Origin of the sequence: Flavobacterium sp. RSP15 (assembly GCF_003968755.1) — a bacterium.
Taxonomy (GTDB): Bacteria; Bacteroidota; Bacteroidia; order Flavobacteriales; family Flavobacteriaceae; genus Flavobacterium.
The window spans coordinates 402,194-414,375 of the sequence record NZ_RYDL01000002.1; the positions used below are offsets into that span (position 1 = coordinate 402,194).

Consider the following 12,182-nt stretch of genomic DNA (forward strand, 5'->3'; position numbering starts at 1 on the left):
GCAAATGTAAAGCCTAAATCTTATTTAGACAAATTAAAAATAATAATAATTTTTAACTTTAACTTTTGTTGACGTATCGCTATTGAGAAGGAATTTAATTTCTAGGTATACAAATAGGTTTTAATTCGAACGTTTTTTGCATTATACTGTATCTTTTATAATTTTTTACTTCGAATTTATAACTTATTTATTTTTCTTAGAGGTGTCTTATACGCATCTGAGTGCAGGCGATTAAAAGAAGCATCCTGCGATTCAATTTTTGTTTAGGTTTTTATTAACCTTTCACGCCTTTAGTATGACTCACCAAAGCGATGAAATTTGAGCTAATCAGTAATGGCTTATTTGAGAATTTGGTACGCAATTAAAGCCACAACATAGGCGAATCCGGACATAAAGATCAATTGTCCTGCCGGCCATTTCCAGGAATTGGTTTCTTTTTTTGTAACGGCGAGTGTGCTTGCACATTGCAAAGCAAAAGCATAAAAAAGTAATAGTGATATTCCGGAAGCAAAATTAAAAACCTTTTCTCCGGTAACCGGATTAATCTCGGCAGCCATTTTATTCTTAATAGTACCTTCATTATCGCTACCACCCACACTGTAAATAGTGGCTAATGTTCCCACAAAAACCTCCCTGGCAGCAAAGGAACTGATGATGGCAATTCCTATTTTCCAGTCGTAACCCAAAGGAGAAATAGCAGGCTCAATGGCTTTTCCCATGATTCCGATATAAGAGTTTTCCAGTTTCTGGGAGGCCACTGCATTTTCAAATTCTGCTTCAGGCAACGGATTGTTTTTGGTGTTTTCAGTGACAATGGTTTCCGCATCATTAAATTTTTCTCCTGGTCCGTACGAAGCTAAGAACCATAAAACTATAGAAATAGCCAGTATGATTTTTCCGGCACCAAAAACAAAGGCTTTTGTTTTTTCGATCACATTAATACCTACGTTTTTGAAAAGCGGTAATTTATAATTGGGCATTTCTACCACAAAGTATGTTTTTCCTTTTATTTTAAGGATTTTATTCAAAATGTACGCTGAAAAAATAGCCGTTCCAAAACCCAAAAGATACAACAGCATCAAGGTCATTCCTTGCATGTTCAGAAAACCCAGAACACGAGTATCCGGAATTACCAGAGCAATGATTATGGCATAAACAGGTAATCTGGCGGAGCAGGTCGTGAATGGGGTGACCAGGATGGTGATCAATCGTTCTTTCCAGTTTTCAATGTTTCGGGTTGCCATAATTGCCGGAATCGCACAGGCCGTACCGGAAATGAGCGGGACTACACTTTTGCCTGATAATCCAAATTTACGCATAATTTTATCCATCAGGAAAACAACTCGGCTCATGTAACCGCTTTCTTCAAGAATTGAAATAAACATAAATAGGAAAGCAATTTGAGGGATGAAGATCAAAATACCTCCAATTCCAGGAATTATTCCCTGCGAAATTAGATTGGTTAAAACGCCGGCCGGTAATTGCTCGGCAGCAAGAGCGCTTATTGTAGCAAAGGTACCGTCAATGAAATCCATTGGAATTTTAGACCATTCGAAAATAGATTGAAAAATAACAAACAAAATCATGAAGAAAATCACATAACCCCAAATCTTGTGAGTCAGGACGCGATCCAGTTTGCTGCGAAAATCTTTAGCAATTGTCTCATCGACTTTTAATCCTGTTTTCAAAACGTCATTGATGAATTGGTAGCGTTTTATGGTTTCTTTTTGTTGCAAACGCTTTAGATCCGAATGCGATTTAGTAAATGAATTTCGGATTTCATTTCGGTCTAAATTCAGGAAATTGACGTCTTGAGTAATGACCAGCCATAATTTATACAAGAGCTGGTTGGGGAATGTTTTTCTTAACGTATTAAAATATTCCGGATCAATGCTTGAGGCATTCAAGCAGGGTTCATTTGAAAGAGATTTGTAGTTGACGATCAATTTTTTTAGTTCATCAATTCCAAAACCTTTTCTCGAACTGATCAGTGCAATTTTTGTTTTTAAGTGCGCTTCAAGATACGGAACGTCCAATGTAATACCTTTGAATTTCATTCTGTCGGCCATGTTGATGACTAATATGGTTGGAATTTCAAGGTCTTTTATTTGGGTAAAAAGTAATAAATTTCGTTTTAGATTCTCCACATCCGTAACTACAAGGGCTACATCAGGGTATAATTTATCGTTTTTATTCAGTAATAATTCAATGACAACGTTTTCATCAATCGAACTGGCATTTAGGCTGTAGGTTCCCGGTAAATCCAAGATATTAGCCTTGATGTTATTGGGTAATTTGCAAAAACCCATCTTTTTTTCAACGGTAATTCCAGGGTAATTCCCTACTTGTTGATTCAAACCGGTCAATTGATTAAAAACAGAGGTTTTTCCGGTGTTAGGATTTCCAATTAAAGCAACATTGATATTTTGATTGGTCATTATAAATTAGTTTTTAGTATTTCAACTTCAATCTCACGGGCAGTTTCCAATCGGATAGCAACGTGTGAACCATTGATGTTTAAATATAAAGGATCGCCAAAAGGAGCAATTTGAAGTAATTCTACCAGATTGCCCGGCAAGCAACCCATTTCCAATAATTTTAATGGAACTATATCAATGTCAAAGTCTTTTATAATGGCCTTTTCGCCTTTTTTGAGAGAATTTATCGTTGTTTGCAAATCTTATTTAGATTGAATTAAGATTGCAAAAATACACATTTTAATACAAATAAAAATGATAAATATCACATTTAAACCTTAATTAAGACAAAACAAATGCATGGATTGGGATGGGATTTATCAGAAAAGGCGAAGAAATTAAAGGTCAATTAATCTTATTCGGCACTCAAAAAACGAATGTCGTCGATTAATCGTTTCATGTCTTCTTTGTTAGTACCGTCATAAAACCCACGAACTCTTTTTTTAGTATCTACCAATACAAAATTTTCTGTGTGTACCATGTCGTATAATTCGCTTGGTTCTCCCAGTTTAACGGCCAAATACGATTTTCTGGCCATGGTATAAATTTCTTTTTTATCACCGGTGACTAAATTCCATTTTGAAGCATCTACCTTATATTTTTTGGCGTAAGCCTTCAAAACCGGAACGCTGTCCGTCTCCGGAAAAACAGTATGCGACAATAACTTCACCTTGGGATCATTGGCAAAAACTTTCTGGATATCCGATAAATTGGTGGTCATTTTTGGACAAATGGAGCCGCAAGTGGTAAAGAAAAAATCAGCCACATATATTTTTCCTTCATAGTCTTTTTGGGTGATGGTTTTTCCGTTTTGGTTGACAAACGAAAAATCAGCAATGGTATGGTATTTACTTTTATACTGAATCGTACTGTCTACTAATTCCGGATTTACATCAGAAGGATTAAAAATAGGAAGTGTTTTTTTTGGCTTTAAGGCCGAATAAAATAAGGATAAAACGACTGCAGAAAAAACCAGGAAGACGCCTAAAAAGATTCGGTATTTTTTTAAAATTCGTAACATAATGTTATTTTAATACAAAAATACGAAAACGAAATTTGTTTTTAATTCAAATTAACACAATCTTATTGGGATAAAATTTAACAAGAAGTTAAAAGTTTTATTGATAGCTTTGTAAAACTAACTAAATATATATTAAAAATGAAAAAGAACATCAATAAGCAGTTGCTTTTTGTGATTCCTGTAATCATGGGTTTTACGGTAAGTCAAGCCCAGAACACAGCCGTGGCGAAAGAGCCAGGAATCAATGTGAACCACATGGACAAGAATGTACAACCCAACAATGATTTTTTTCGCTATGTGAATGGAACATGGTTGGATAATACAGAAATTCCAGCTGATAGAACCCGTTGGGGAAGTTTTGATGAATTGCGTCAAAAAACAGATGCCGATGCTTTGGCAATCTTGAAGGAAGCCACTAAGAATCCGAGTTATAAATCAAATACTGATCAAGGGAAAGCCGTTAATTTATACCAGTCGATATTAGATACCATAGGAAGAAATAAGCTTGGGATAGCGCCTTTAAAGCCGTATTTGACAAAAATAAACGCAGTTAAAAATGCGAAAGACCTAGAGGCATTATTAATTGAAATGGAGCCAATTGGCGGTATTGGATTTGTGGGAGCCAGTGTAGGCACTGATGCAAAGAACAGCAATAGAAATGTAATTAATGTAGGATTGGGTAGCGTAGGTTTGCCAGACAGAGATTATTATGTTTCTGAAGATGCCGACTCTAAAGAAAAACGAGCTAAATACGTGCTTCACGTTGCTAAAATGTTACAGTACCTTGGTGATACTCCGGTAGTTGCTAAAGCGAATGCCGAAAAAATCCTAGCACTTGAAATCGCCATGTCTAAACCAAGATTGGATAGAGTAGAAAGAAGAGACCGTCGTAAATCATACAACCCAATGACGGTTAAAGATTTACAAAAACTGACGCCTTCAATCAACTGGGATAATTATTTCACAAAAATAGGATTGCCTAAAGTGGATTCCTTGATAGTGTCGCAGCCTAAATATATGACTGCTTTAGAAACAATTTTCAAAGAAAATAAAGTAGAAGACTGGAAAGCATACATGCGTTGGACTTTATTAAACAGAGCATCAAGTCAATTGTCAACTACTATTGAAGACGCAAACTGGGAGTTTTACGGAAAAACCCTGACGGGCGCCGTAAGTCAAAGACCACGTGACGAAAGAGCACTTCAAACCATCAACGGAACGGTTGGAGAAGCGTTAGGAAAATTATATGTAGAGAAAATGTTTCCGGCTGAAGCCAAAGCCAAAGCGGAAAAAATGATCAAAAATATATTTCTTGCTTTCGAAAACCGAATCAATAATTTGCCTTGGATGTCTACAGAAACTAAGGTAAGTGCACTTGCTAAACTGCATAAATCAAGAATAAAAATTGGATATCCAGACAAATGGAAAGATTATTCAGCCTTGACCATTAAAAGTCCAAAAGAAAGCGGAACGTATTTTGATAATGTTAAAAACTTGGCAAAATGGCGTTTTGAAGAAAACATAGCTGAATTGAACAAGCCAGTCGATAAAGAAAAATGGGGCATGTCTCCACAAACTGTGAACGCCTATTTCAACCCATCAAATAATGAGATTGTATTTCCAGCAGCTATTTTGCAACCGCCTTTTTATAATTATCAAGCAGATGAAGCCGTAAATTATGGTGGAATTGGAGCCGTTATCGGGCATGAAATTTCACATGGGTTTGATGATTCGGGATCGCGTTACAATGCTGACGGAAACTTAGTAGATTGGTGGACCGCTGAAGATTTGAAACAATTCTCTGCTTTAACAGGAGCGCTTGCAGCTCAATACAGCGCTTTGCAACCTATTCCAGGAACTTTTGTAGATGGTAAATTCACGCTTGGTGAAAACATTGGAGATTTAGGAGGCGTAAATGCCGCTTATGATGGTTTGCAATTGTACCTGAAAGCAAACGGAAACCCGGGATTAATCGATGGATATACTCCGGAACAACGTTTCTTTATTTCCTGGTCAACGATCTGGCGTTCAAAAATGCGTGATGAAGCCTTGAAAAACCAAGTGAAAACAGATCCGCATTCTCCAGGAATGTACCGTGCGTATGTGCCTTTGCAAAATATTGATACGTTTTATCAAGCCTTTGATATTAAAGAAAATGATGGCATGTACATTGCTCCAGAAAAGAGAGTAAAAATCTGGTAGAAATTATTCACCAGAGTATGATCTTGATGTGATTTCTCCTTAGTCGAATGACACAGAGACGTAGCTTCAGTCCAGAAAAAAATACAGGTATAAAAATTATCTTGTAGTATAAAAAAGTCCAATTTGCTCAAGCAAATTGGACTTTTTTTATTCTGTTTTGACACTGTTTTTTCGGGTTCTTCTCAACGAATAATTCACCAGATACAACCCAAACAACGTAACGCTTCCACCTATGGCTATTGCGGCGTTAAGGGTTTCGCCAAAGATAAAAGCACCCAGAAGCACAGCAATAATAGGATTAATATAGGAATAAACAGTGCTAATTTCAGCAGGAAGATTTTGAAGCGCATAGATAAAGGCAATGAAGGTAAGTATGGAACCAAAAACAACTAAATAAGCGATAGACCACCAGGAAGCAGCAGGAATTTCGCTTAATTTGACGGAAATTCCAGTTGCGCCAGTGTAGGCAAAAACTAAAATACTAGAAATAAACATTTGCAGTCCCAAACTAAAATACGGATTAAAAGTGGCTGCTTTTTTCCTTGTGTACAAGGTGCCAAATGCCCAAGTTAAAGTAGAAATTATGGAAATGATTATTCCAAATCTGAAACTAGGTATCAAAAAATCACTCAGGTGGTCGTAAAAAATCACACAAACCCCACTGAAACTGATAATCAAACCCACAACTGATACTCTGGATAATCGTTCGCCTCTAAAAAAAGTAATGATCACAATCCATAAAGGGACACAAGCACCAATAATTGCGCCTAGACCACTACTGATATACTTGACGCCCCAAGTGCTTAATCCGTTGCTTAAAACAAAATTAAGAATGCTTAGAATGATGATCGTTTTCCATTGTTTTCCCTTTGGCCAAGGCGCCTTTTTAAATAAAAAATAGGAAATATACAGGAATCCTCCTAAAAATTGTCTGATGGCGACAAGTTGTAAGGCGGGCATGTGTTTCACGCCCTCTTTAGAAGCAATCCAGGTAGTTCCCCAAAAAAAACTGACCCAACACAAAGCCAAAATTGGCAGTCCAATAGTGTCTATTTTGGACGAAACGGCATTCTTAATTTTAGTTCTCACATTACAAATTTGGTTTCGTAAAAGTATACTTTAAAACCGTTTCTATGCGAGCACTCAAAATTATTTTTCCAGTTGAATTTTCTTCTGAATTAAATTTTGGCAAAGCTAAATCCAGATCCTTCGCTTTTTGGGTGTAGTACTGTTCTCGAGAAGGATGAAATGGAGCCACTGCATTGAAGGTTTCATTCCATGAATCCGTTTCAATAATTTTTTCAATGATTCCAATACAATCGTCTTGATGAATTAAGTTAATGGTTGCATTAGGGTTGTCAAGATTTTCTCTGCCTGCCAAGAATTTTACAGGATGGCGGTCCTGGCCAATTAATCCGCCAAAACGCAATACCGTCGTTTTAAAATGACTGTTGTTTTGCAAAAGCTGTTCTGTTTCCAGTAATTGTTTGCCGCTTTCCGTATCCGGTTTTGGGATAGTTTCTTCAGTAACAAAAATAGCTTCATCATTATAAACAGATGTCGAACTGATGAAAAGTACGTTTTCAACAGAAGATTTTTCGATAGATGGAATCATATTTCTAATCTTGGCAACAAAGTTTTCTTGCGCTAAACCACGAAGTTTTGGTGGGACATCAATGATTAAAATTTTAGAATTTTCCAGAAAATCAGAAAGGTTTCCTGTGGTTTTATTTTCTGAAAGCGCAATTAAGAAAGGAGCGATTCCGGTATTTTTCAATACGTCTAATTTCGCTGTAGAAGTCGTCGAGCCCTTCACGGAAAATCCTTTCGAAAGTAAGGCTTTCGCCAAAGGCAAACCCAGCCATCCGCAACCCAGAACACTAATTTTTATCATTTTCGTTTTTTGTAATCAATCGTAATTTTCAAATTTATGCGCGGTTACAATTGGTGGCCGTGCATTCTCATAAATTTAAATTTCTTCAAGGTCATAAAATGTGACCTTAAAGAAATTCCATCATAATTTTTTCAAACTGTCTTTCACTACTGTTAAACTATCTTTTACAACAGGATTTGTTACAGTAGTCTCCAAAATATTCACAACAACCGGACTCGCTTTTATTTTTTGCCTAATGACAACCGCATCGTTCAAAACAAAAGGGGTTGGCATCATCCAGTTTTCTCTTTTTGTGATTTCAAATAAAGGATTGGAAAGTAGATCAAAAGAACTTTCTAACAGTTCCATGTTGAACGCAGTTGCAGCATTAAAACTAAACTGCAATTCTAAAGGGGCATTTCCTACCACATAATAGCTCAGGATTTTTTTTCCTTTGCGCTGGTAAATTGAATTTTTCCGACCTAGTGTAGTCACGCCATTGGCTTTGAAATTATGAAGTATCATTTTTTCATTGGCAAAAATGTCATAGCGATTAACGTTTCTGTTCGGGGAAATTTTTATTTTGACATGTCTTTGATTTCCTATAATTCGGTCTTCCAGAAATGCGATAGTTGGTTTCGGAATCGCTTTTTTAGGTGCTTTGGCAGCATAGGTAAAACCAGAATTGTATTTGCTGAACAACGGAATTTCGTTCAAATTGGTTGCCTTTTTCGGGTTTACACCCAAATAGCCTGTGGTCCAGGAATCGAGATTGGTGTCATACGTGGCCCAATTGGCTTGATCTGTGTCAGCATTATAAAGGTATAATAAACTATTTGACTTCGCTTTTCCGGGTTTGTATCCCGACTCTAAATGCGCTTTCGCAAAAAAGCCAATGGAAAGCAAAAGCAGGAGTATAGACCAGATTCCCTTTTTGGCGAAAGCCCCAAAAATAGGCAGCAATAATCCGAATAGCAATACCGTAAGAAGGGCACTTCCAAACAATACCTTTAGTCCCAAACCGATAGGAAACATTTGGATAAAAGGAGCTATAATGATCAAAGCAGGAATGCTAAAAATAAGATTTAATGTTTCGCTTGATTTTTGAGTCACAATGAAAACCCCAAAAAGGAATAGACCAAAGTACACCGGAATAATCAAGAATCCAGCTCCCGGTAACATAAAAGCTATGATGGCATTAATCACAATCCAAATAAATAATGGCGCTACATAATGATTGATGTTGACTTTACGACATGAAAATAAATGATAAAACACCATGCTTATTGCTAAAGCCAGCAGTACGAAAGCAGCTATGTAAGCATGTCCGTTATAGGTAAATCCGTTCAGCAAATCCGTGTATTGAGGATAGACGAGCAGCAATCCTTTCCATCCAAAAAAGGTAATTATTCCCGTTGCCGTCAGGGAACCAAACAGCGGAATGAATCCTTTTACAATTTCTCGGGCTGATATAAGGCGTTTGGCTCTTCCTATAAATAATAGCGAAAGAAACAACGCTAAGGCGAGTAGAACCATAGGCAAAACCCAACTGAAAGGATAGCTTATAAAAGTGTATGGAATGGTAAAATAGACATACTCTTCACTGGATTGCACCGCATTTAAATCCGTATTGGAAAAATAATTTAACAACGGCATTAAATATGAACCCTGATGAGCCAGCGTATTTTTGTTTAAATGCTGGATGTCATCCTGAGCGGTATGGTAGTTAAAATGGTCATCAATAAATGCAAAGTTATAGCCCTGAATATCGCCTTGTTCCCTAAAAACGGTCAAATCAGTGTCGTTGGGTAACATTTTATAAATGCTGTACATCAAGGAATTAGATACTGGAAAAGTCGCTTTTGCAGCAGCAAACTCTTTTACTAATCCTGCATTTCCATTGTTAGTTTCCATCAGCATGTAGCTGGGGCCGGAAGAACCACGGGCTTCAAAATTGAGTGCCAGTCCCACTTGTTTTGCCCATTTATGTTGGGTTACAAAAAGTGTAGCACCATTAAGTCCTAACTCTTCTGCATCCGAAAACAAAATAATAATATCGTTTTTATGCGGGGTTTTATTGTATAAAAAAGCCCGAACACTTTCCAGAATTGTAGCTACACCGGAACCCGCATCACTAGCTCCAGGCGAGTAGGAATGGGGTGCGCTGTCATAGTGTGAAAGCAACAACAAGGCTTTGGAACTATTAGAACCTTTGATACGAGCCAAGATGTTTTTTGATTGTACCAGATTTCCCCAGTCACTTAGCGTATAGCCGGTTTGAACAGAAGTCTGCAGTCCTAACTTTTTTAGCTCTTTCAGGAGGTAATTTGCGACCACTTCATGATTGTCGGAGCCTACATAATGAGGTTTTTTTGAAATGGATTTGATGTGATTCAAAGCCCTTTGGGTCGAAAACTCAGTAAGGGACCCTTGATCATTGGAAGTCCATTGCGGCATCATCGTAAAGTAGATTAACGCTAGGGTTACTGAAATAAACAAACCGGCAAAAATGGAGAAATAATCTTTTTTCATGGTAAGTAAGTGGATTTGGATGCGGTGTTAAATGTCTTTTTTGACTAGCATGTAATACTCATTGTCTAAAACTAAATACCCCTGATCGTACAGGAAATAGTAAGTATTTCCTGTTTTGGTTCGCAGAATATTAGTAAAAAATTCAAAATCAAAACCTTTGCTTAATAATTTTGCGCGGGTGGTTTTTGATTTTCCATCGGGATTAAGTTCAATTAGAATGCGGTAATTTTTGCGTAACTTATTGTTGATGTTGCGCATAAAATTAGTGCTGTCTTTGTTCATTTTATTGTTGTAGGCGTTGCGACAACCGTCACTGCAAAACTTTTTATCTTCACGGCCTACAATTTTCTCTTCACATTCTAAGCAGGTTTTTGTCATGGATTTATTTTTTTGATATCGTATAGATCAGTTCTACGGTCTTTTAGAATGCGTACGCTACCGTGCTCGTGAAGCTCTTTCAGTAAATCTAAATCTACGTCTACAATGAGTGTCATCTCGGTATTTGGGGTTGCTTCGGCTTTGATTCCATTACTTGGAAAAGCAAAATCAGAAGGTGTAAATACTGCTGATTGCGCATATTGAATATCCATGTTGTTTACTTTAGGAAGATTTCCTACACATCCTGCTATGGCTACATAACATTCGTTTTCAATCGCTCTGGCTTGTGCGCAATGTTTGACTCTGGTATAGGCGTTTTGAGTATCTGTCAAGAACGGTACAAATAAAATATTCATGCCTTCATCTGCCATTAATCTAGAGAGTTCCGGAAATTCAACATCATAACAAATCATGATGCCTATTTTACCACAATCGGTATCAAAGGTCTTAATTTGTGATCCTCCAGTCATCCCCCAGTGTTGTACTTCGTTTGGAGTAACATGAATTTTGGCATACATTTCTGAAGTTCCGTCTCTCTTGCATAAAAAACCCACATTGTAAAGCGTGCCGTTTTCTAAATGAGGCATACTTCCTGTAATAATGTTGATGTTGTACGAAATGGCTAGCTCCTGAAAGCGTTTGCGAACAGGCTCTGAATGTTTGGCTAATTCCCGTATGGCTTCTGCCTCGGACAAATGATTGTAATCCGCCATCAACGGAGCGGTAAAGAGTTCTGGAAATAATGCAAAATCACTGCCATACCCGGAAACGACATCAACAAAAAATTCACATTGTTCAAATAAAGCTTCCAGATTGTTCAGTTGGCGCATATGCCACTGAACGAGTCCCAGGCGGATGACACTTTTCTTGAGGTTTATTAATTTAGGGCTTTCGTCGTAATAAATATTATTCCATTCTAGTAAAACGGCAAATTCTTTAGAATCGGTATCGCCTTCCAGATAGTTTTTCATGACCCGGATTACGTGAAAATCATTGCTCAGCTGAAAAGAAAGCACAGGGTCGTGTAGCTCTTTTCTTTTTACTTTTTCGATATAATTTTTAGGAGTGAGGGTTTTGGCGTGTTGCCCATAATTTGGAATCCTGCCGGCAAAAACAATTGCTTTCAAATTCAATTGTTCACATAGTTCTTTACGGGCGTCATACAAACGTCTTCCCAGGCGCAGTCCTCTGTAGCTTGGATGAATAAACACATCTATTCCATACAAGACATCCCCTTGTGGATTGTGGGTCGAAAAGGTATATTTTCCTGTTATATCAGAATAATTATGGTTTTTGTCTACTAAGCTTTCATCCACAATTAGCGATAATGCAGAGCCTACAACTTCGCCGTCTACTAAGATTACGAGTTGGCCTTCCGGAAAAATGCTCAATAATTTTTCAATATGATGTTCTCTCCAATAGGAACCTACCATTTCCGGATACGATTCTACCATTGATTTTTTGAGCTCTTTATAGTCTTCAATCGCTAGATTTCGTAACTCTACTTTGTTTATTTTGGCTTGCATGAAATGATGATTTTATCAAATATAGCTAAAATTTACCAATTACAAACGGTTACAAATAGTTACAACCGAAAGTAAATAGTTAACAACCGATTACCTTTTAGCAATGATCGCATCTTTGCCCTGTTGATTTGAAAGACCAATTCAACAAACATACACTAACATTTAAATAGTAT

The 12,182-nt window shown here is 37.1% G+C and carries 9 protein-coding genes; 1 reads left to right on the forward strand and 8 read right to left on the reverse strand.

Annotated elements, in window-relative coordinates; genetic code table 11:
- Positions 1-338: 338 nt before the first annotated feature.
- The 3 genes from feoB to EKM00_RS04220 form a co-directional block, all read right to left on the reverse strand.
- Entirely contained in the window at positions 339-2,438 is a 2,100-nt protein-coding gene (gene feoB, locus EKM00_RS04210) for a ferrous iron transport protein B (RefSeq protein WP_126515338.1), read from the reverse strand.
- The gene (locus EKM00_RS04215; protein WP_126452178.1) at positions 2,438-2,677 is read right to left on the reverse strand and encodes a FeoA family protein; all 240 of its coding nucleotides are present in this window, start codon (positions 2,675-2,677) and stop codon (positions 2,438-2,440) included. The genes feoB and EKM00_RS04215 overlap by 1 nt, the downstream gene beginning before the upstream one ends.
- A gap of 155 nt (positions 2,678-2,832) precedes the next feature.
- Positions 2,833-3,498: an SCO family protein gene (locus EKM00_RS04220; protein WP_126515339.1), complete on the reverse strand. Its 666-nt coding sequence runs from the start codon at positions 3,496-3,498 to the stop codon at positions 2,833-2,835.
- Positions 3,499-3,636: 138 nt separating this feature from the next.
- Here EKM00_RS04220 and EKM00_RS04225 point away from each other — a divergent pair, with 138 nt between their 5' ends.
- Entirely contained in the window at positions 3,637-5,700 is a 2,064-nt protein-coding gene (locus EKM00_RS04225; RefSeq protein ID WP_126515340.1) for a M13 family metallopeptidase, read from the forward strand.
- A 147-nt stretch (positions 5,701-5,847) separates the two neighbouring features.
- Here the strand turns inward: EKM00_RS04225 and EKM00_RS04230 are convergent, their stop codons facing one another.
- From EKM00_RS04230 to EKM00_RS04250, 5 genes are all read right to left on the reverse strand, one after another.
- Positions 5,848-6,789, reverse strand: coding sequence for a DMT family transporter (locus EKM00_RS04230; RefSeq protein WP_233592233.1), 942 nt, complete (start codon positions 6,787-6,789; stop codon positions 5,848-5,850).
- A gap of 1 nt (position 6,790) precedes the next feature.
- A complete protein-coding gene (locus EKM00_RS04235) occupies positions 6,791-7,594 on the reverse strand; it encodes an SDR family oxidoreductase (RefSeq protein ID WP_126515341.1) in 804 nt (267 codons plus the stop codon).
- 120 nt (positions 7,595-7,714) lie between these two features.
- Positions 7,715-10,105 carry a M28 family peptidase gene (locus EKM00_RS04240; protein WP_370453918.1) on the reverse strand — a complete coding sequence of 797 codons (2,391 nt, stop codon included), beginning with the start codon at positions 10,103-10,105 and terminating at the stop codon, positions 7,715-7,717.
- Positions 10,106-10,132: 27 nt separating this feature from the next.
- Entirely contained in the window at positions 10,133-10,483 is a 351-nt protein-coding gene (locus EKM00_RS04245; protein ID WP_126452170.1) for a hypothetical protein, read from the reverse strand.
- Positions 10,480-12,009 (reverse strand): bifunctional GNAT family N-acetyltransferase/carbon-nitrogen hydrolase family protein, encoded by a 1,530-nt coding sequence (locus EKM00_RS04250; RefSeq protein WP_126515342.1) that lies wholly within the window; start codon positions 12,007-12,009, stop codon positions 10,480-10,482. Before EKM00_RS04250 ends, EKM00_RS04245 begins: the two co-directional genes overlap by 4 nt.
- Positions 12,010-12,182 lie beyond the last annotated feature (173 nt).

What these genes read in the sequence shown, in the direction of transcription:
- feoB (WP_126515338.1), bottom strand. Translation starts at nt 2,438, where the DNA reads ATGACCAATCAAAATATCAATGTTGCTTTAATTGGAAATCCTAACACC.
- EKM00_RS04220 (WP_126515339.1), bottom strand. Translation starts at nt 3,498, where the DNA reads ATGTTACGAATTTTAAAAAAATACCGAATCTTTTTAGGCGTCTTCCTG.
- EKM00_RS04225 (WP_126515340.1), top strand. Translation starts at nt 3,637, where the DNA reads ATGAAAAAGAACATCAATAAGCAGTTGCTTTTTGTGATTCCTGTAATC.
- EKM00_RS04235 (WP_126515341.1), bottom strand. Translation starts at nt 7,594, where the DNA reads ATGATAAAAATTAGTGTTCTGGGTTGCGGATGGCTGGGTTTGCCTTTG.
- EKM00_RS04240 (WP_370453918.1), bottom strand. Translation starts at nt 10,105, where the DNA reads ATGAAAAAAGATTATTTCTCCATTTTTGCCGGTTTGTTTATTTCAGTA.
- EKM00_RS04245 (WP_126452170.1), bottom strand. Translation starts at nt 10,483, where the DNA reads ATGACAAAAACCTGCTTAGAATGTGAAGAGAAAATTGTAGGCCGTGAA.
- EKM00_RS04250 (WP_126515342.1), bottom strand. Translation starts at nt 12,009, where the DNA reads ATGCAAGCCAAAATAAACAAAGTAGAGTTACGAAATCTAGCGATTGAA.